Raw genomic sequence first — 20530 nt, forward strand, 5'->3', positions numbered from 1 at the left:
ACTTGGGACAATCAGCTTGGGACAATCAGCACAACATCGCAGGATTGCCATCCAACTTTTCCATTTCAAAACTTTTGGACAATTCACATATGATCGTTCGAGCTGGACACCATCCCTAAGTCAAGGACAATCGTCCGGTGACAATGAAGATTATGGCCATAATCGAAACCGCAACCAGCAAGACGAGGATGACCATCTCGTAGGGTTTGAACATCCGTAGTGCTCTCTGCTCCTTCTTGGCCCAGATGAACACTGCGGCCCCCGGGAGGTAAAGCAGGGCAGCAAGCATGAGGGCATCGGCTCCGGCGGCGACGACAAGCCATATGCCATACAACGTCGCTATACCTGTCACCACGGCATCGCGGCCCCGACGGGATCGTGAGCCGTTCTCGTACGTCTCACCTGTGATTACGAGTTTGAGGGCAAATGCGGCAGACAACAGGTAGGGCACCAGAATCAGGGCGGCAGCCAAGGTTGCCATGGCAAGGTAAGCCCCCTCCCACATCACCGTCAGCAGCAGACAGACCTGGGAGATGACGTTGGTGATCCACAGGGCAGGAGCCGGAGCCCCGCGCTTGTTGATCCGCCCGAACAGTCTCGGCATTGTGCCGTCCTCGCCCGGCACCTGCATGGTCTCGCCACACAGCAGAATCCATGCAAGCAGAGCTCCAAGGAGCGAGATGATGACGCCCACACTGACGAAGATCGAACCCCACGGCCCCACGACCGATGACAGGACATCAGCCATCGAGGTGTCGGGGAGCCCAGCCAGCGTGGCCCGACGCATGATTCCCATGCTCAACAGATTGACGCCGATCAAGAGGAGCAACACCGTGAGGAAGCCAACGATCGTCGCCTTGCCGACATCGGAACGCTTGCGGGCCCGCTTCGAATAGATCGAGGCTCCTTCAATCCCGATGAAGACCCACACCGTGACGAGCATCATGCTCTTGGTCTGACTGAGGACACCTCCCAGACCCAATTTGGTTCCCCAGAAGTCCTCGCTGAACACGCCCACATCGAAGGCGACCGCGCAAACAGCGATGAACGTCACCAACGGAACAATCTTGGCGATCGTGGTGATCGTGTTGACGAAAGCAGCGGTACGAATACCAGAGAGGACGAGAGCATGGGTCAGCCACAGCAGAACCGAAGCCCCCAATATCGCCCAGACAGTGTTCCCGCCCGAGAAGGCCGGCACAAACTTGCCAATGGTCGAGAAGAGCAGCACCAGATATCCGACGTTGCCAATAAGGGCGGAAAGCCAATAGCCCCACGCAGAGTTAAACCCCACGAAATCACCGAAACCCGCCTTGGCGTAAGCATAGATGCCATTGTCAAGATCCGGGCGACGAACCGCCAGTTTCTGGTAGACCATCGCCAGGCAGATCATACCCATCCCGGTAATGATCCAGCCAATGATCATCGCCCCTGGACTCGCGGCAGCGGCAATGTTCTGAGGAAGAGAGAAGATCCCTCCTCCAATCATGGAGCCAACGACAAGTGCCAACATCGCAGGAAGGGACAGCTTTTCAACATCGCCACCGCCCTCTACAGGAGTTCTCTCGCCCGCCGCGTCAGCGACTTGCGCAGCCATTTTATCCTCCATCATCTTTCGCCACATCATCATTGTTGCGACAGCCAGCGGGCGAACCGTCTGGCCATAAATGAAGAGTAAAGAGGATCCACAACGCCGTCAACCATCAACGAATTGACATCACTATACGACATTCACCGCCATTGAATGACTATTCAGACACGGATAAGTATATTTACCCATTTTCGCGGTCAGCCAATCCAGGCCATCAACCCATCTGCGTGTATTATGGATATTCTCATCTATCATTCAATCAATATTCATTTAGATTTGATCCACGCAGCGTCGTGTCCTTCGTGGCGGTGGGATCGATAGATGACATGGGGCCGAGGGAGCGGGCTCAACCTCGTCGCCACCCATCGTGATCGCGCCAGCGCCGAGAACCTCTTCCACGCCCTGGGAGTACAGGTGGACGACCTCGTGTGCGCCCCTGATGGTTTCGCTCGCAAACCTGACCCCCAGATGAATCTGGTACTCATGGAGCGTCATGGGCTGGATCCATCCGAGGTCATCGCAGTAGGCGACCGTCCCATCGACATCGACGCCGCGCGAGCCGCAGGAATTGAAGGGCTCCTGCTGTCCTCCGAGCCTTACCCGAACACTACGACGATCAGTAGCTTGACGGAGTTGCTGGATCGTCTGTGAACGCGAACGGATCACGGTCGGGGTCCGTCTGGACCTCCAGCTCGACCTCTCGAAGCACCCTTTCGGCAGTCTCCTTGCCCTCCAGATGTGCGATGAGGGCTGCGGTCATGTCCATACCTGCAGCAACCCCTGACGAGGTCCACCGGTCACGATCATGCACCCATCGTGCTCGTGGTTCCCACCTGACGTCCCGGCCGTGGGAGGACGCCCATGCGTAGGCCATCTTGTTCGAGGTCGCTCGGTATCCCTCCAGCAGGCCAGCTGCGGCCAACAAGGCAGACCCGGTGCACACCGAGGAAATGATGGATGCGGGAGTGGCCCATCCACGCAGCCGGGTCAGGAAGGAGTGATCGTCAACCAGGGATCGCGTCCCCATTCCACCTGGGATCAGGACGATGTCGTGACCGGCGGAGGCATCCATGTCCTCGGTGGCCATAACCGCCGCTCCCTGACTGCTGCGAACCGGACCAGGTTCGACGGCGCAGAACGTCACCTCGTACCGGTCCGACAACCGACTCCACAGTTCAACCGGGCCGAAGACGTCGAGGAGTTCGAAGCCGTCGAAAAGGAAGACACCAACCTGTCGACTCATGCGATAAGAATATCTTCACCGCAAGCGTGTCTTCGGTGACGTCATCTGTTGCTGAGGATTTCTTCCGCATCAGCGTGCACATCCATGCCGTTCCCAAAGCGGCCATGAGGACCAGTGTGACAGTAGGAAAGACCGGTACCAGCAGCACCTATGCTTGTTCGTAAGCTTCGCCTACGAGAGGATGATGCCATGCGTGTACTCATCATTGGTGGCACTGGAACTATTGGCTCCAAGGCAGCTGCAGCATTTGAGGAGCTAGGCGATGAGGTAATTACCGTCGGTCGTAGCACCGAAGTATCAGTAGATCTTGAAGATCCAGCCTCTATCACTGAGATGTTCAACAAAGTAGGTAGGGTTGATGCTGTTGTGACAACCATGGGATCGGCCCCGTTTGTTTCCATCGAGGATGCCACAGCGGACGATTTCCAGGCGGGAATCAGCAGCAAGATGCTTGCTCAACTCAATGCCGTGACCTATTGCCTCCCGTACCTCAATGACGGTGGCTCGATTACCGTGACGACAGGCATCTTGACCCAACACCCTGTCCCGGGGAGCTTGATTGCTACCGCGGCGAACGCAGGGGTTGAGGGTTTCGTCAGGGCTGCGGTGTCGTCCTTGCCGCGGGGCATCAGGATTAATGCTGTGAGTCCGACGATGCTCGAGGAAGCTCGTGAGGCATTCGGACCCTCTTTTGTCGGCTTTAAGCCAGTGCCTGGCACCGAGGTGGCTCAAGGTTACGTTCGTAGTGCTCATGGAATTGAAAGTGGGCAGATTTTCCAGATCTGGGGTTGAGTCTTTTTACCAACGTTGCCCAAGAACTATTCCACACCACCAGGTGTACTGACCAGAGACGCGATTTGAACCCTTTGCCGGCTCTTCAGGATCCAGGGTGTAGTCGGGGTCTGAATCCTCCGGTCTCCAGGAGGGATCTGGTGATGTAGTGGGTGAGGTTCCGGAAGCCCAGGGCGATGCCGCGGAGGTGTTCGAGTCTGCCGTTGATGGCCTCACTAGGGCCGTTCGAGGTCCCCGGGTGGTCGAAGTAGGTCAGGATGTCGGCGGCCCGTTTCTTCAAGGTGTGGCCCAGGGTGGCCACTTCGGGCAGTGCGGCGGGGACTTTGGTGGCGATCGCGTCGATCAGGTGGGCCATGATCGCCCGACCCTCGGCACGGTTTTCGGCGCGGTAGGCGGCCACGACCTCCTGGTAGACGGCCCAGGTCACCTGGACCGGGGCGTGGGCGTCATCGGCGAGCACAGCGTCGAGGCGGGCGGCCTGCCGGTCGGTGAGCAGGTCCCGGCCCGTGTGCAGGGTCAGCCTGACCCCGAACAGGGGGTCGCCCCTGCGGCCCCGATGGCCCGTGGTGTCCTGCTGGACGCGTTGGCGGGTGACATCGAGCTGGTCGCCGGCGAGCTGGACGACGTGGAAGGGGTCCATCACCTCGACCGCGGCTGGCAGTTCCTCGGCGGCTGCGGTCTTGAAGCCGGTGAACCCGTCCATGGCCACCACCTCGATGCGGTCGCGCCAGGCCTGGTCACGGCCGGCCAGCCAGGTTTTGAAGACCTTCTTGGAGCGGCCCGCCACCATGTCGAGCAGCCGGGAGGCCCCGGTGCCGTCGCGTAGCGGTGTCAGGTCGATGATCACGGTGACGTACTTGTCGCCGCCTCTGGTGTGGCGCCACACGTGCTCGTCGACCCCGATGACCTCCACGCCGTCGAAGCGGTGCGGGTCGTCGATGAGCCGACGGGTGCCCTCGGCCAGCACCGCATCATTGGCGGTGGTCCAGTCCACGCCCAGGGATGCGGCGATCCTCGAGACCGGCAGATGATCGAGTACCAGGCCCTCCAGTGCCCAGGCCAGCCCACCCCGCGACAGTTTCGCCCTCGCCTGGGCGGCAGCACTGGTGTCCTGGCGCCATACCCGCCCGCAGCCGGTGCACCGGTACCGGCGCACCCGCACAGCCAGGATCGTGGGCCGGTGCCCGAAAGGAGTATGGGCCAGGCGCCTGACCACCGTGTCACGAGGGATCCCCTGGCATCCGCACCGGTGGCACCACTCGTCGGTCTCGACGACCCGGCAGGCCAGGACCGCCTCCTCGGCACTGATCAGCTGACCGGTGACCTCCAGACCGAGTTCATCGAGACGGGCAAATGTGGTCAGGTCAGGAGCGCCGAAGGTAGCGTGGTTCATGGAGGACCTTGCGATTCACGAGGACAGATCTAGACACTCCGATCCTCGCGCAGGGTCCTCCCTCCACGCACCCCAGCCCCACAGGGCAACTACAGCAGACTCTCACACAGTCCAGCCACAACTACACCCTCAATCCTGAAGAGCCCCTTTGCCTGCTCGACAAATGCTCTGACAACGAGGCTCGGATTGACGTTGCCCCCGGCAAACTCGGTACGAGCAGGCATCCCGCCCACGGTGCTACCGCACGCCCTCGTCGTGGCCCGGAAACACTTAGCTTCCTGCAGCATCTCGAACGAGTTGTCATCTGGCTCCTTGCCGGCCTTCTCACTGGGGGCGGAACGATCCTGGGGATCTCATCAGAACTGGCCCAGGCTCGGCGATCTGGTCGGCACCTCTAAGAAGGAGACCGATCTTCGTGTCGTGAAGTCCATGGAGCTCAGGGGAGACGTCCTCCTGCTCGGCATGCGGACGCAGGGCCTCCTGCAGAAGGACCAGGCCAGCCCCTCGGTGGCCCTGAGACTTGGGGCACCACGAAGACCGCATTCATTCAGCATGACCATGACACTCACCTTCGTGTCGACGGCAAAGCTGTCGAGATCACGCGCGAGAGCCCCATCCCCGCCAAGGTGACGGTGTCCCCATTCAAGTTCATCAACCACAGCAACGAGAAGTTCTACCGCGGCATTGCGGAAGGTATTGACCCCAACATCAAGGTCGAGTTCGTGTACAAGGACGCCAGCTGACGGGTACTGACGTGGTGGATGGCGGCATCTTGGACGTTGACGTAGCCTTGAAGAATGTTCTGCAAGTGCGCACACAAATCCTCTGACAAGGCCACACACGCTCATCGCACCGCTCGTCTCCTGACGGCGCTGTGTGCTGGAGCGGGAACCTTGCACTTCCTCAAGCCGGAACCTTTCGACAGCATCATTCCGCCTGAAATCCCGGGTGAGCCACGCAACTGGACGTATGGGTCCGGCGCTGCCGAACTGACGACGGCGGCCCTGCTGGCATGTCCGCGGACCCGCCGCCTGGGCGGACGGGCTGCTGCAGCCCTGTTCGTCGCAGTGTTCCCCGGAAATCTGGAGATGGCGCGCCAGTGGCGTGACCGCGAGCCCAAGTGGCAAGTGATCTCCTTGGGCCGACTGCCACTGCAGGCCTTGTTGGTCAAGCAGGCCCGGGAAGTGGCGAAGAACTGCTGAGTTCTCACTCCTGCCATTGATCTCGGGGCCTGGAACATCGATGTCCCGGCCCCCAAGGTCGTTCAGCAGGCCGTCTACTCACAAACCTGAACTCGACCACGTTCCGAGGCCGATTGGCATGATGCAGCAGCCTCGCGATGCCCCGCCCGAGCGCAAATGTGTCCATCTGATCGACACATCGATGGAACGTGTCGAAATTCTTCACTTTCTTCGACACGTTCATTGGATCTGGTTACGCTGTGACCATGTGGAACCACCCTGATCGCCCGTATCAGGATTTGCCTGCGCTCCCACCATCGGGCGTTGTGGAGACGCCGGCGGTGCTCAAGGCGACGATCACGGCCAGTCGCGCGCTGGCACGTCTCGACGGCGCCTACAAGCGTCTCCCTGACCCGACGATGCTCATCAACCTGATCCCGCTCATGGAGGCACAGGCGTCCAGTGAGATCGAGAACATCGTCACGACCAACGATGAACTCTTCAAGGCGGCCAACGGGGCGCTTCCCGACGTCACTCCTCAGGTCAAGGAGGCCCTGCGCTACCGAGAGGCACTCCGTGCAGGCCACGAATCCCTCGCCACTCGCCCCATCACCACCAAGACCGCAGTCGAGGTCTGCTCCCACATTCACGCGCGAACGGCCATCATCCGCAACCAGCCCGGCACCTACATCGGCAATCCCACGACGGGGAACCGGATCTACACCCCGCCCGAAGGCAGGGACGTCATCCTCGACCACCTGTCAGCCTGGGAACGCTTCCTGCACAGCGACCACGGACTGGACCCGCTCGTCGTGATGGCGCTGTCCCACTATCAGTTCGAGGCAATCCACCCCTTCTTCGACGGCAACGGACGCACCGGACGAGTGCTCAACCTACTCATCCTCATCGAGACCGGCCTACTGCAGCTACCCATCCTGTACCTGTCCGGCCACATCATGCGCCACAAGGACACCTATTACGAACAACTGAACGCCGTGACACGCGAAGATGCCTGGGAACCGTGGATCCTGTTCATGCTGGACGGCGTGGAGTCGACAGCACGCTGGACCCTGGACCTAGTCGAGACCACCGACACGATGCGTGCCGCGATGGAAACCGAGATCCGTGCGCTGAATTCGAAGGTTCCGGCTGCCTCGCTCACCCGGCTCTTGTTCTCGCAGCCCTACCTCAGGATCGACAACGTCGTGGAGGCTGGCCTCGCCAAGCGCCAGACTGCTGCCCGGTGGCTCACCGAGATCTCTGACACGGGGCTGGTCGTCAAGGAGAAGGTCGGCCGAAACGTCGTGTTCATCAACACACGCCTGCTCCAGACGCTGTTCCAGACGCCCCTGCCCGACTGGTGCCCCACCGCACCACGGTGGGGCACCCCGAGTCCCTAGGCTCGGACCGGAGGGAGGCACACCGCCCCGTCCGATCGTCACATCCAACACAGCCAGACATTGAAGCGGAACTCCACCACGACAAGGAGTGACTTCTCCTGTCGCAGTAGGCCAAGATCCTCAGTAGAACATCGCGCACGGCGACCGGGATAAGGCGAATCAACTACCGGCTGGCGACGCCGGGGCTGCCTAAGAAGACCGTCATCATGTGCGCCGACAACTCGGTAAGGCACTCTCGAATCTCGCCGGTGCGGTCGAGTTCGCGCATGCGCTCCATCGTCTACAGCAGCGACGCGGCCATGTCCACCTGCTCGGATACCGGATCAACGAAGACGACATCGAGACCGCGCGCCGCCAACCCACTGGCTTGAACACTCGTGGCGCCGCCGATGTCCAAGACTCGGGCCTCGGGCGGAATGAAGCTCAGGTAGCGTCGCCTCGCCTCCAATTCCAGCAGCCCGACGGTGTGGCGGCCCTGCAGCCAGCCCGCCTCGGAGCAGTTCGCGCAAAAGGCGCGAAGCTTGGCGTCAAAGTCTTCTTCCTGAGCCATACAGCCATCCTCATAGACCTGAGAACCAAATACACAGCCAATTTCTTGGCCCCGTGGTCAGCGGGCGGCCTCAGAGCATGTAGACTGAAGTCATTGTTCGACAGTAGGGTTGATTTGCATTACGCAAGACGGGTTCTCACGGATCCGAGCAGTTCCTTCTGGCAAGTGTGAAGAGCAACATCCGGAAGCGGCCGAAAAGCGGTCGCTCCACAAACCGAAGGATTGCAACATGGCAACCGGCACCGTTAAGTGGTTCAACGCCGACAAGGGCTACGGCTTCATCCAGCCCGACGATGGCTCCGCCGACGTCTTCGCTCACTTCTCCGCTATCAACTCCTCGGGCTACCGCTCGCTGGACGAGGGCGACCAGGTTGAGTACGACGTCGAGCAGGGCCCCAAGGGCCCGCAGGCGTCCAACATCACCTTGAACCGCTAATATCACGTGATCTTCGGCGAGGCCGCTGCCCTTCGGGGCGGCGGCCTCGTGCTTTTCCCTCGGCAAGCAGATCGTCAACCGCCGGGACCTCGCGCCCGACCAGAGGCCGATGCGCTCCCTGTGACCAGCGAGTTCGACGAGCGCGCCCGCACCCAGGACGACGCAAGGAGGACCTACGCGCGACCGTGGTCATCATCCCTCAGCCATCCACGAAGTCCTGGAGATCGTGGCCGGCGCCAGGTTCGCCCCAGCCCCGCGTACGACCTGGTGATCACCCGCATGACGATGCACTACGTCGCCGACCTCGAGCACCTCATGGCCAGCGTGCGCACAATGCTCCGCCCGGGCGGCGCCTACCTCGCCATCGATCTGACGGACCGCAGCGCCGACTTCCACGACCACCCGACGCCTCCGGTCTCAATCTCATATTCACAGCAAGGGCGGACAGGTTCAGTTGGCGTCAGGATCAGCCACCACCGTTGACATACTCACTACAAGCAGGCCAGAGGTCCCAAGCCCAGCTCAGACACCATCTAAACGTGAAACGAAACTCAATTACACGTTGAAGCGGAATTCCACCAAGTTCCGAACAGGACCAACGTCTGTTTCCTCGGTGCCGACGGCTTCAGCGTGGGGAACTACGGAGCCACCAACGCCAGGGGCACGACGCCGATTCCATCTGCGCGTCGATATGCGTGGGGTCCCGTGTTGACGATGACAGCATCCAACATCCGATCCCCCGCCCTCTCCCTCAGCCAGCGAAGGTGCTTGCCGTCAGCGTCCTCGACAGTCGCCGCGAGTTTGACCTCAACGGCCAGGAAACGGCCATCCGGCCGAACCACAATCAGGTCAACCTCATGATCCCCATTGCGGGTGCGTAAGTGAAATACCTCGGCTTCGGCGGCTTGCGCCGGAACCCGAAGGCAAAGGGTGGCCAAGGACTCGAACAATGAGCCGAGCAGCCCTCCTGTCGCCGATGCCAACGGCTTGCCCTCACCATCGAGCAGCGCAGCAGCAGTCAGCCCGAGAAGCCGGACGGCGAGCGCAGGATCGGCAAGATGGTGTTTGGGGCTGGCCCCTAACCGCTTCATCAGGCTGCCCGTCGGACTCCACGCGGGGACTGGGTCCAACAGCCACAACGACGCCAAGGCGTCACGGTAGCTGTTGGCAGTGGACCGGGCAGGTTTCTCGCTCTCGCCAGGTGTGGCAGCATCCAGGATCTGGGAGTAGCTGGCGGTCGATGCGGTGGCGGCGGCATAGGCACGCAACCATGCCATCATCGCCTCTGGCCGACGTACCGCCAGTCCCTGCTCAGCAACTTCCCGGTCCACGGCATTGCGGAGGTAGGACTCCAGCTGGAACCGCAACGCACGAGCCCCAAGCCCTCGCAGGCCAGGGAAACCGGAAGCACAGATCTCCTCGACGTAGTCGGCCAAGGCGAAGGTGGTATCCCCGGCAAAGCGCACTTCCCCACCAGACAGGAGTCCGCCGAGACTGACAGTAGGTTCCACCACTCCTCGTTCAGAAAGCGTCATGGGCCGCATCCGCAGCCTTCCGATCCTTCCTGCGCCCGAATGCGCCGTGGCACCGCGTTGAGGGGAAGCACTGCCCGCGAATAGGAAACGCCCGCCGCGAGGATCCTCATCAGCCGTATGCCGCACCACGTCCCACACGGCGGGCAGTTTTTGCCACTCATCCAACAGAACGGGTTCAGGGCGGCGCAGGATGATCGACGGATCGGCTGCAACGGGTTCCGCCTCGGCACGACGATCGAGCTGGACCACGGTGCGTACTCTCTGGCGCGCGGTGGTGGTCTTGCCGACCGCCTTGGGGCCATCCAAGGCGAGAGCGGGAATCTCGCCGAACAGCTCATCCAGCTCGCCATCGACGATACGACGGGTGTATTCCATGGTCATGACCCTACCAGTGCCACTACCTGAATCAGCCACTTAGCCGAGTTAATATCAGTCAATCAGCAGGCTCTAGATCGGTCACTCAGCAGCAATTCTGCCAATCAGACCGCAGGCAGAACCACCGCAAAAGGCACCGCTGTACTTTTGCCCATACAGGCGTTCGCGCAGATGCGCACCCGCTGAGCAGTCCCCCGAAACCCGCGTTTCGTCGCGGCTCGGTTCATTGACCACACAACGGGGAAAGACAAACTGCGTATCAGGGAATTCATCATGACAACGGGACGACCAACGAAGATCGGCTCACACTTTGCACTGTCCGTCGAAGGGCAGGTGCGTGGCCTTGACCATCGACGAACAAGACCACTTCCTGGGCATCGTTCACTGGTCCTTGGAAAACAGACCCGAGCATGGGTACATCGACCCCCTTGGAGTACACCCGTAATCCCAAAGGCAAGGAGTCGGGCGCGCACTCATGGACCATGACCTGGGGATCGAGACGGGCGGAAATGAGTTCCACCCCGCTGCGCTGAGGCTCTACGAGCCATACACTGAAGCAAATCCCCGTGACCGTGTGCTCCGGCAGGATCTGACGCCGACGGGGGTGGACAATGCCCCGACTCACCATCCGGATACCCAAGAAGCAGTAGCGGAACTACACGTTAAACCGGAACTCCACCACGTCACCGTCCTGCATGACGTAGTCCTTGCCTTCCAGGCGCAACTTTCCAGCGGCCTGGGCCTCCTTCTCTCCACCGAACTCGACGAGGTCATCGAAGGACACCACCTGGGCCTTGATGAACCCCTTCTGGAAGTCGGTGTGGATGACGCCGGCAGCCTCGGGAGCAGTGTCACCCTTGCGGATCGTCCAAGCTCGGGACTCCTTGTCCCCAGCAGTCAGGAAGGTCTGCAGACCGAGGGTGTCGAAACCGACACGAGCGAGCTTGTCCAGACCGGGCTCCTCGATACCGGCGTCGGCGAGGAACTCGGCGGCATCCTCGGGCTCCATCTCGGCCAGCTCGGCCTCGAACTCGGCGTCCAGGAAGATCGCCTCGGCGGGAGCAACCAGCTCCTCCATCCTGGCCTGGAAATCGGCGTCACCCAGCTGATCCTGATCGCAGTTGAAGACGTAGATGAAAGGCTTTGTCGTCAACAGGAACAGATCATGCAGCGGCTCTGGATCAAGCCCGGCCGAGAAGATCGTCCTGCCTTCCTCGAGCACCTTCTTGGCCTGCTCCCACGCCTCGGCCTTAGGGCGCGACTCCTTCTTGATCGCGGCTTCCTTCTGCAGCTTGGGCAGCTGCTTCTCCATCGTCTGCAGGTCGGCAAGCACCAGCTCGGTGGTGATGGTCTCGATGTCGTCAGAAGGATCCACGTGACCATTGACGTGGGTGACGTCGTCGTCGTCGAAACACCTCGTCACCTGGCAGATGGCGTCGGCCTCACGAATGTTGAAGAGGAACTCGTTGCCCATCCCCTCGCCCTTGCTGGCGCCCTTGACGATTCCAGCAATGTCGACGAAGGACACCGTCGCCGGAATGGTCTTGGCGGAGTGGAACATCTCCGTCAGCACGTCCAGACGCTTGTCCGGAACCCCGACCACGCCGACATTCGGCTCAATGGTCGCAAACGGATAGTTCGCCGCCAGGACGTCATTCTTGGTCAGCGCGTTGAACAGGGTCGACTTGCCGGCGTTGGGAAGACCGACGATTCCAATCGTAAGTGCCACGTCGAGCCATGGTAGTCGCCGCCTCCGACAAGGGCGACGGCGACACCGCTGGCCTCAGGCTCCCTGCCAGTATGCCGCCAGGGCAGCCGTGATGTACTCCAGGTCCTTGACGCCGGCGAGCTCGCGGGTGGAGTGCATCGACATCAGCGGAACACCGACGTCAACCGTCAGCATGCCGAGCCTCGTCGCCGTCAGCGGGCCAATCGTCGAGCCGCACGGCACCGAATTGTTCGACACGAACTCCTGGGTCGGAACACCAGCCGTCGCACAAGCACGCTTCCACAGCGCCCCGCCGACACCATCAGTGGCGTACCGCTGGTTGGCATTGATCTTGAGCAGCGGGCCCTCGTTGAGCAGCGGGTGGTTGGCCGGATCGAACTTCTCGACGTAATTGGGATGCACGCCGTGGCCGGCATCCGAGGACACGCACGACGACCTCGCGATCATCGCCCGGTAAGCCGCACCCGTCATGCCAAGGCCCTCAGCAATCCGCACCAGGACGTCCTCGAGGAAGGGCCCACAGGCGCCGGATCGAGTCGACGAGCCGACCTCCTCATGATCGAAACACGCCATGAGCGCCACGTCATCAGTGGGCGTGACGTCGACGAAGGCGGCCATCGAGGAGTGCACCGAGGACAGGTTGTCCATGCGCTGGCTGGCCAGGAACTCCCCGTAAGGCCCGATGACGGCCGGGGACTGGGTCAGGTGGGCGAAGACGTCGTGGAAGGCGAGGTCGGAACGCTTGATGCCAGCCTCCGCACACAGCAGGTCCTCGACGTCGAGGTCGGGGCGACCCACCGACAGGATCGGCATGAGGTGACGCTGACGATCCAACGTGAGGTCGTCGTTGACGGTGCGGTCCAGGTGCGGGGCCAACTGGCTGATGCGCAGGATCGGGCCGGTGCTCACGAGATGCACCTGGCCGTCCTTGGTGACGAGACGGCCGGACAGGCCGAGATCACGGTCGAGCCAGGAGTTCAGCAGACCACCGCCGTAGACTTCCATGCCGACCTGCTGCCAGCCCTGATTGGTGACGGTGGCATTCGGCTTGAGCTTGAAGGACGGGGAGTCGGTGTGGGAGCCGACGATCCTGACGCCAACCTTGTCAGTGACCTTCTCCGGGGTGACCCAGGCAATGACCGCTCCGTCACGGACCACGTAGCAACGTCCCTCGACCGACGACCAGGACTCGGTCTCGTCAAGCTTCTGGAACCCGGCCCCGTCAAGCCGTCGCGCCAGCTCGGCGGCCGCATGATACGACGTGGGAGACGCCTCCACGAAGGAGATGATGTCGCGGATGTGATCCGAAGTCGCGGTGTCAACCATGACGACTATTCAACCATCACCCGTTGTTCTCCACGGTGGAACACGACCGTCGTCAACCATGTCGGAGGCGGCTGCGACCCTCGTGCCATGACGAACATCGTTGTCGGGCTCATTGGTCTGGTCATCGGGGTGGGTATCGGATGGCTCATCGCCCAGTTGAGGTCCTCCCAGCGGGTCGCCGAAGCCACCACGACGGCGCAGGTCGCCACCGAGCGTCTGGAAGCTGCCGAGAAAGTCACCGCCGACCGTGACGCCCTGGCCACACAGTTCCGGGCGCTGTCCGCCCAATCCATGGCCGATCAGGACGAACGCGCCACCCGTGCGGCCCAGCGGACGATGAATGACGCCCAACGCCTGCTTGCCCCCGTGTCCCTTGCCTTGGAACGGCTGGACCGGCGGCTGGCCGAGGTGGAACAGGAACGTACAGCCATGACGGCGAGCCTCCGCGAGCAGGTCGCCGGGGTGAGCAACGCCGGGGAGAACCTGCGCAAGGAGACCGCCAGCCTCGTCACCGCCCTACGCAAACCGCAGGTACGCGGTGCCTGGGGTGAGATGCAGTTGCAGCGTACCGCTGAGGTGGCCGGAATGCTGGAACACTGCGATTTCCAGACTCAACAGACGACCACCGCGCAAGGCACTCCTCAGCGTCCTGACATGACGGTGAGACTCTCGGGTGATCGGTGCATCCACATCGACGCCAAGACTCCACTAGCGGCCTTCCTCGACGCCGCCGAGTACGAGGATCCCGAGGAGTACGACGCCCAGATGGCCCGGTTCGCCCGCCACGTGCGAACCCACATCGACCAGTTGTCGGCCAAGGGGTACTGGCGCACGGACCTGGACTCCCCGGAGTTCGTGGTGTGCTTCCTGCCGTCCGATGCCTTCCTCCAGGCCGCCCTGCAGGAAATGCCTGATCTGCACGAGTACGCCAACCGTCGTGGAATCGTGCTCGCCAGCCCGTCAGTTCTCATCCCGATGCTGAGAACGGTCGCCCTGGCATGGCGTCAGGAAGCCGTCGCACGGTCTGCGGCGGAGGTCGCCGCGCTGGGACGCGACCTGCACAAGAGACTCGGAACCCTGGCCGGCAATCTCGACAAGATGGGACGATCCCTCAACTCGACGGTGCGCGCCTACAACACCCTGTTGGGTGGCATGGAGACGAGGGTTCTCGTCCAGGCCCGGCGGTTCGAGGATCTCGGGGTCACCGACGAGGACATTTCCTCACCTGCGCCGATCGAGGAGACAGTACGCCCCCTCACAGCGCCGGAACTGACGGAGCATCAGGGCGAGGACGACTCCCCTGCCTGAGGGGCTCAGCGGGCGGCCGTGCGGCGCTTGCGCAGCTGCGGAGGCAGGGCGAAGGACAGTGACTCCTCGATGAGGGTCTCCTCCTCGGCCTGCGGCCAACCCTTCGAGGTGAGCAGGTCGAGCACCCCCCGGACGAGGGTCTCCGGCACCGACGCACCCGAGGTGACACCGATGCTGTCGACCCCGTCGAGCCAGGACTCCTTGATCTCGCCGGCGTTGTCGACGCGGTAGGACGCCTTGGCCCCCGACTCGAGGGCGACCTCGACCAGGCGGCCGGTGTTCGACGAGTTCTTCGACCCCACCACGATGACGAGGTCGCACTTGGGAGCCATCTGCTTGACGGCATGCTGACGGTTCTGGGTGGCGTAGCAGATGTCGTCGGACGGCGGATTGATGAGCTGCGGGTGCAGCTGACGAATCCGGTCGACGGTCTCCACCGTCTCGTCGACGCTCAGGGTCGTCTGGGACAGCCACGCCACCGGACGATCAGGGTCCAACTGCAGACCGTCGACGTCCTCGGGGGTCTGCACAAGAGTGATGTTCTCGGGAGCCTCACCCGTCGTCCCCTCGACCTCCTCGTGGCCGGCGTGGCCGATGAGCAGGATCTGGGTGTCGTCGTTGGCGAACCTCTTGGCCTCGTGATGCACCTTCGTCACCAGCGGGCAAGTGGCATCAATGGTCCGCAGACCACGGTTGGCCGCCTCGTTCTTGACCTGGGGGGAGACGCCGTGGGCCGAGAAGACCACCAAGGCGTCGTCGGGCACCTCGTCGAGCTCGTCGACGAAGATGGCACCGCGCTCCTCCAAGGTCTCCACGACGTGACGGTTGTGCACGATCTGCTTGCGCACATACACCGGCGCACCGTAGGCCTCCAACGCCTTCTCGACGGTCACGACCGCACGATCAACGCCCGCGCAGTAACCGCGCGGTGCGGCGAGAAACAGCCTCTTGTCAGTGTCAGCCCCCGAAACAGCCATGGCTCCGAGTCTACGGGTACGCCGTCATCTGGCGAATCTCCTCGAGTTCGCCCATCGAGGACTCACCGTAGCCACGTTCACCCAAAATTCTTCGAAGGTGCACATTCACGGCCGTCATCTGCCACTTCGACTTCCTAAGTTCTGAACCATGAGTGATGACACACCCGCATCCGCAAGACTGCGTCGTGGCCTCGCCTCCGCGTGCGTCCTCCTCACCGCAATCGCAACGACCGTCACCTTCACGCCGGCCAACGCAGCCCCGAGCGACGAGAAGGCCGGCCCCACCTCGGGATCTACCGGCCGCACCACTGTCGGTCAGCTTCTGACCCCGGCCGGTCAGCTCACCACCCTCGGTGACCTCCCCCTCAACGAGGTCCTCTCCCCCGATGGCAAGTACCTCGTCATCAGCAACAACGGCCAGGGAACCCAGTCCTTGCAGGTCGTTGAAACTGCTTCCGGCAAGGTCGTACAGACCATCCCCTACAAGTCTCCCGAGAGCCTGTACATGGGCCTGGCCTTCAGCCCTGACGGCAAGCACCTGTTCGCCAGTGCCGCCGGCAACCACAAGATCCGCACGTACCACTTCGACTGCGGCAAGCTCGTGGAGACCACGGCCATCCAGATGCCGGTCATCAGCCCGAAGCGCAAGAAGGTCAACCTCTACCCGGCCGGCCTGGCCGTCACGAAGGACAGCAAGCGCCTCGTCGTGGCAGACCAACTTGCCGATGCGGTCTCGGTCATCGACCTGGCCACCAACAAGGTGCAGACCACCCACATCGGCCACCGTCCGGTCTGGGTCACCCTCTCCAAGGACTCCACCAAGGCCTTCGTCTCTTCCCAGGGCGGGTCGGACGTCGCCGAGGTCGACATCACGAAGTCCCAGCCCTTGGCCACCCACAAGATCGATGTGGGATTCCACCCCAACAAGTCGGTGCTGACGCCTGACGGCAAGACCCTCTACGTCGCCAACGGAGATGCCGACACCATCTCGGTCGTCGACGTGGCCTCCCATCACCAGACGGCCACCATTCCCGTCAACCGCAACGGCTCCAAGCTCGTCGGCGCCAATCCCACCGGCCTGACCCTCTCCAAGGATGGCAAGCGCCTCTACGTCACCAATTCCGGTCACAATGAGGTCGCCGTCATCAACACCGTGACCCACAAAGTCGCCGGAGACATCCCGACCGGCTGGTACCCGACCCAGATTGTCGACCATGACGGCAAACTAAGCATCATCTCGGCCAAGGGGCTGGGCGCCGGCCCGAACAACGGCCCAGGCCACCCGAACCCGACCGACCCCAACGGCACCTCGGAGGACCAGTACTCCGGGTCCATGATCAAGGGCCTTTTCTCGACCATCGCTGAGCCTGACGCCGCCACCCTGGCCAAGCAAACAGCCACCGTCGAGAGGAACAACACCGCCAATGATGCGGCTCGTAGCAGCGTCGTCCCCAACCAGATCGGCACGAAGTCGAGCAAGATCAAGCACGTCATCTACGTCGTTCGCGAGAACCGCACCTTCGATCAGGAGCTGGGCTCCAACGGCCGCGGCAACGGCGATCCCACCCTCAACCTCTTCGGCGAGGAATCAGCCCCGAACACCCGAGCCCTGGCACGTCAGTTCGTCACCTTCGACAACTTCTACGCTGACGCCGAGGTCTCGGCCAACGGCTGGAACTGGGTCTCCCAGGCCAACTCGAACCCTTGGTCGGAGGAGATGTGGCCGTCCAACTACTCCGGACGCGGCGCACCGTACCCCAGCGAACACAATGACCCGGAGGCCCGCGCCAAGGAGCATGACGCCTACTTCTGGGAGCACCTGTCGAAGAACAACATCAGCTTCCGCAACTACGGCTTCTACACCCAGCGTGACAAGAACGGAAAGGCTCACGCGGCCGACAAGGAGGTGCTCGACCCGAACACCGACCATGACTACATCGGCTGGTCCCTCGCCTGCCCTGACTCGGCAAACTCCTTCAAGCCGATGGCCAAGAACTGCGGTCCGAAGTCCCGCGTCGACGAGTGGAAGTCCGACTTCGACAAGCAGGTGGAGAACGGCACCGTTCCGACGGTCCAATTCATCCGGCTGGGCAATGACCACACCCAGGCCACCAAGGTTGGTGCCCCGACCCCGCAGGCCTATGTCGCCGACAACGACCAGGCCGTCGGTCAGCTCGTCGAAGCCGTCTCCAACTCCCCCATCTGGAAGGACACCGCGATCTTCCTCACCGAGGATGACGCCCAGAACGGCCCCGACCATGTCGACGCACACCGCACCATTGGTGAGGTCATCAGCCCGTACACCCGTACCGGCGGGGTCGATTCCACCTTCTACTCGACGGTGTCGATGCTGCGCACCATGGAGGGGATCCTCGGCATCGGGCCGCTGACCCAGTTCGACGCCTTCTCCACCCCGATGTCGGGTGCCTTCACCGACAAGCCCAACTTCAAGCCTTACACGGCTGTTCGTCCCTCCTACGACATGACGAAGGTCAACGGACCTGATGCCCCGTTGGCCAAGGAATCTGGTGAGCAGAGCACCGAGAAGGAGGACACCATTGACGAGCAGGTCTTCAACAAGGCCATTTGGAAGGCCGTCAAGGGTGCCGACTCCAAGATGCCCGAGCCCAAGCACTCCGTCATCCAGTCCGGTCCTCCGGCCTATGACGATGATGACGACGACGAGGGTGAGGAGGTCAAGCCCGGGGACGTCGACCTCGACGAGGTGGGCAGCTACTCGAAGGACTCCCGGGGATTCCCGGTGTGGACTCCGGACGGTGACGACGAGAGGTTCGACCCTGCCAAGGGCATCGACCCCTGCGCTCCGAAGCCTTCGCCGAAGCCGACGCCCACCCCGACTCCCAAGCCTGGCGCCCCTGTCCCGACCACAGCCGCTCCTTCTGCCAGCAACGGTGGGAACAACGGCGGAGGCCACGCTCTGCCACGCACCGGAGCCTGATCAGATGAGTTGATCCCATCCACCCACGTCGTCCGGGCCGTCTGCCATCATGGGAGGCGGCCCGGACAACGTGCGTACAGTGGATCACCATGTCATCAGGCCCAGAAGCCCTCAAGACACGCTGCCGTATGCGATTCCCGTCATACCTGTGTCACCTCTTCGCCGCGGGGTCGAGAGGACACCTCGCGCCCGGTCCACTCCCTGCAGACTGTCGTCCTCCTCGGATACCGTGTCGCCCATGGCAGAGCCGAACACCGCTGACAACCCTCGCTCCCTGGCGTGGGTGGTCAACGCCGTCAAGGGGTGGGTGGAACGCTGCGGGGCCATTTGGGTCCAGGCCCAGGTCATCGAGGTCACCCGTCGTTCCGGCCCCACTCAGTTCCTCACCCTGCGCGACCCCACCGAGGAGATCTCTGCCACCGCGACCTGCCATCGACGTGTCCTCGACGCCGCTGGGCCCATCGAGTCGGGCATGACGGTCACCGCCCTCATCCGCCCAACGGTCTGGTCACGCAGCGGCAGACTCTCCTTCGAGGTCTCCGAGATCACTCCCACCGGCGAGGGCCAGCTGCTCGCTCAGTTGGAGAGACGCAAGCGTCTGTTGGAGGCCGAGGGGCTCTTCGACGTCACCCTTCACAAGCCCATTCCTGCTCTGCCACGCAGTATCGGCCTCATCACGGGAGCCGGCTCGGACGCCGAGCGAGATGTTCAACGTCACGCCACCCTTCGTTGGTCCGCCGCCCGTTTCGTGGTGCGCAACACCTTGGTCCAGGGCCCCATGGCAGCCCAGCAGGTCATCGCAGCCCTGGCCGAGCTCGACGCCAACCCCGCCGTCGACGTCATCGTCATCGCCCGCGGCGGCGGTTCCCTCGAGGACCTCCTCCCCTTCAGCGACGAGGCCCTGGTACGAGCGGTCTACGCCACCAAGACTCCGGTCGTCTCGGCCATCGGCCACGAGCGCGACAACCCCATCCTCGACCTCGTCGCCGACCTGCGAGCCTCCACACCGACAGATGCCGGCAAACTCATCGTCCCGGACGCCGCGGAGGAGTCCCAGGCCATCGAGATGGCAAGAACCCGACTTCGCCAAGCCGTCACGAGGTTTGTCGACGTCGAGGCGGCCCATCTCGCCCAGGTGCGGTCCCGACCGGTGATGGTCAATCCCACGGCCACCCTCGACATCACCACCGAGAAACTCGACTCGGCCCTGCAGCGTCTTCGCCTCGCGACCAATCGAGCCCTGGACGCCGAGAGCCGCGACGTCGATCACATGCTCGAGAGAGTGCGCGCCATGTCTCCCAAGGCCACCTTGGATCGCGGCTACGCCATCCTTGCCGACTCCGAGGGCGACCCCATCACCTCCGTCGATGACACCGATCCGGGAGCGAATCTGTCGGTCTACCTGTCCGACGGCACCCTCGGCGTCACCGTCGATTCCCTCGACCGACGTACCCCCAACCGACCACCGTCCCAGGAGGATTCATGAGCGAGAAGAAGTCCGAGTCGGCACCCGAGAAGCCCACCTCCGAGGAGCCCGAGATCCCATACGAGGCCGCCCGCGACGAACTGGTTGGCATCGTCACCCGACTGGAGTCCGGCGGCATCTCCCTGGCCGAGACCATGAAGCTGTGGGAACGCGGCGAGAAGCTCGCCGACATCTGCCAGACCTGGCTCGACGGGGCTCGCGCCCGTATCGAAGCGGCACGCTCCGAGGCCGAGGACTCCCAGGCATGAC

18 protein-coding genes are annotated in these 20530 nt (G+C 62.6%); 10 read left to right on the plus strand and 8 right to left on the minus strand.

The window, feature by feature from the left end; translation table 11 throughout:
• Positions 1 to 115: 115 nt before the first annotated feature.
• Positions 116 to 1597, minus strand: a complete 1482-nt coding sequence (locus tag PALO_RS07855) for a basic amino acid/polyamine antiporter (protein ID WP_015583117.1) — start codon at positions 1595 to 1597, stop codon at positions 116 to 118.
• A gap of 315 nt (positions 1598 to 1912) precedes the next feature.
• Here PALO_RS07855 and PALO_RS07860 point away from each other — a divergent pair, with 315 nt between their 5' ends.
• Positions 1913 to 2242, plus strand: a complete 330-nt coding sequence (locus tag PALO_RS07860) for an HAD family hydrolase (RefSeq protein WP_015583118.1) — start codon at positions 1913 to 1915, stop codon at positions 2240 to 2242.
• Here PALO_RS07860 and PALO_RS07865 read toward each other — a convergent pair.
• The gene (locus PALO_RS07865; RefSeq protein ID WP_015583119.1) at positions 2208 to 2834 is read right to left on the minus strand and encodes a DJ-1/PfpI family protein; all 627 of its coding nucleotides are present in this window, start codon (positions 2832 to 2834) and stop codon (positions 2208 to 2210) included. The genes PALO_RS07860 and PALO_RS07865 overlap by 35 nt on opposite strands.
• 189 nt (positions 2835 to 3023) lie before the next feature.
• Between PALO_RS07865 and PALO_RS07870 the strand changes: the two genes are divergently transcribed.
• Positions 3024 to 3626 (plus strand): short chain dehydrogenase, encoded by a 603-nt coding sequence (locus tag PALO_RS07870; RefSeq protein ID WP_015583120.1) that lies wholly within the window; start codon positions 3024 to 3026, stop codon positions 3624 to 3626.
• 85 nt (positions 3627 to 3711) lie between these two features.
• Here the strand turns inward: PALO_RS07870 and PALO_RS07875 are convergent, their stop codons facing one another.
• A complete protein-coding gene (locus PALO_RS07875) occupies positions 3712 to 5019 on the minus strand; it encodes an ISL3 family transposase (RefSeq protein ID WP_015582132.1) in 1308 nt (435 codons plus the stop codon).
• Between the two features lie 797 nt (positions 5020 to 5816).
• Here PALO_RS07875 and PALO_RS07890 point away from each other — a divergent pair.
• Positions 5817 to 6221 (plus strand): DoxX family protein, encoded by a 405-nt coding sequence (locus PALO_RS07890; protein ID WP_004811980.1) that lies wholly within the window; start codon positions 5817 to 5819, stop codon positions 6219 to 6221.
• Positions 6222 to 6526: 305 nt separating this feature from the next.
• Entirely contained in the window at positions 6527 to 7600 is a 1074-nt protein-coding gene (locus tag PALO_RS07895; RefSeq protein ID WP_238137882.1) for a Fic family protein, read from the plus strand.
• 280 nt (positions 7601 to 7880) lie between these two features.
• Here the strand turns inward: PALO_RS07895 and PALO_RS07900 are convergent, their stop codons facing one another.
• Positions 7881 to 8150 (minus strand): class I SAM-dependent methyltransferase, encoded by a 270-nt coding sequence (locus PALO_RS07900; RefSeq protein ID WP_015583124.1) that lies wholly within the window; start codon positions 8148 to 8150, stop codon positions 7881 to 7883.
• Positions 8151 to 8379: 229 nt separating this feature from the next.
• On the opposite strand from PALO_RS07900, the gene PALO_RS07905 reads away from it, so the two are divergent.
• Together PALO_RS07905 and PALO_RS07910 are read left to right on the plus strand one after the other, a co-directional pair.
• Positions 8380 to 8586, plus strand: coding sequence for a cold-shock protein (locus PALO_RS07905; protein WP_004811983.1), 207 nt, complete (start codon positions 8380 to 8382; stop codon positions 8584 to 8586).
• Between the two features lie 279 nt (positions 8587 to 8865).
• Entirely contained in the window at positions 8866 to 9069 is a 204-nt protein-coding gene (locus tag PALO_RS07910) for a class I SAM-dependent methyltransferase (RefSeq protein ID WP_015583125.1), read from the plus strand.
• A gap of 155 nt (positions 9070 to 9224) precedes the next feature.
• Here PALO_RS07910 and PALO_RS07915 read toward each other — a convergent pair whose 3' ends face one another.
• The 3 genes from PALO_RS07915 to PALO_RS07925 all read right to left on the minus strand — a co-directional run bounded on the left by PALO_RS07915 (position 9225) and on the right by PALO_RS07925 (position 13551).
• On the minus strand, positions 9225 to 10502 hold the full coding sequence (locus PALO_RS07915; RefSeq protein ID WP_015583126.1) for an ATP-binding protein: 1278 nt from the start codon (positions 10500 to 10502) through the stop codon (positions 9225 to 9227).
• A 649-nt stretch (positions 10503 to 11151) separates the two neighbouring features.
• A complete protein-coding gene (ychF, locus tag PALO_RS07920; protein WP_015583127.1) occupies positions 11152 to 12225 on the minus strand; it encodes a redox-regulated ATPase YchF in 1074 nt (357 codons plus the stop codon).
• Between the two features lie 54 nt (positions 12226 to 12279).
• Positions 12280 to 13551 (minus strand): M18 family aminopeptidase, encoded by a 1272-nt coding sequence (locus PALO_RS07925; RefSeq protein WP_015583128.1) that lies wholly within the window; start codon positions 13549 to 13551, stop codon positions 12280 to 12282.
• Between the two features lie 87 nt (positions 13552 to 13638).
• Between PALO_RS07925 and PALO_RS07930 the strand changes: the two genes are divergently transcribed.
• Positions 13639 to 14859 (plus strand): DNA recombination protein RmuC, encoded by a 1221-nt coding sequence (locus PALO_RS07930; protein WP_015583129.1) that lies wholly within the window; start codon positions 13639 to 13641, stop codon positions 14857 to 14859.
• A 5-nt stretch (positions 14860 to 14864) separates the two neighbouring features.
• On the opposite strand, the gene PALO_RS07935 is transcribed toward PALO_RS07930, so the two are convergent.
• The gene (locus PALO_RS07935) at positions 14865 to 15836 is read right to left on the minus strand and encodes a 4-hydroxy-3-methylbut-2-enyl diphosphate reductase (protein WP_015583130.1); all 972 of its coding nucleotides are present in this window, start codon (positions 15834 to 15836) and stop codon (positions 14865 to 14867) included.
• A 148-nt stretch (positions 15837 to 15984) separates the two neighbouring features.
• Here PALO_RS07935 and PALO_RS07940 point away from each other — a divergent pair, with 148 nt between their 5' ends.
• The 3 genes from PALO_RS07940 to PALO_RS07950 all read left to right on the plus strand — a co-directional run bounded on the left by PALO_RS07940 (position 15985) and on the right by PALO_RS07950 (position 20529).
• A complete protein-coding gene (locus tag PALO_RS07940) occupies positions 15985 to 18795 on the plus strand; it encodes a bifunctional YncE/alkaline phosphatase family protein (RefSeq protein ID WP_015583131.1) in 2811 nt (936 codons plus the stop codon).
• Positions 18796 to 19033: 238 nt separating this feature from the next.
• Positions 19034 to 20281 (plus strand): exodeoxyribonuclease VII large subunit, encoded by a 1248-nt coding sequence (xseA, locus tag PALO_RS07945; RefSeq protein WP_015583132.1) that lies wholly within the window; start codon positions 19034 to 19036, stop codon positions 20279 to 20281.
• The gene (locus tag PALO_RS07950; protein WP_004812011.1) at positions 20278 to 20529 is read left to right on the plus strand and encodes an exodeoxyribonuclease VII small subunit; all 252 of its coding nucleotides are present in this window, start codon (positions 20278 to 20280) and stop codon (positions 20527 to 20529) included. Before xseA ends, PALO_RS07950 begins: the two co-directional genes overlap by 4 nt.
• Position 20530: the final 1 nt, after the last annotated feature.

It is taken from the genome of Cutibacterium avidum 44067, assembly GCF_000367205.1.
Classification (GTDB): domain Bacteria; phylum Actinomycetota; class Actinomycetes; order Propionibacteriales; family Propionibacteriaceae; genus Cutibacterium; species Cutibacterium avidum.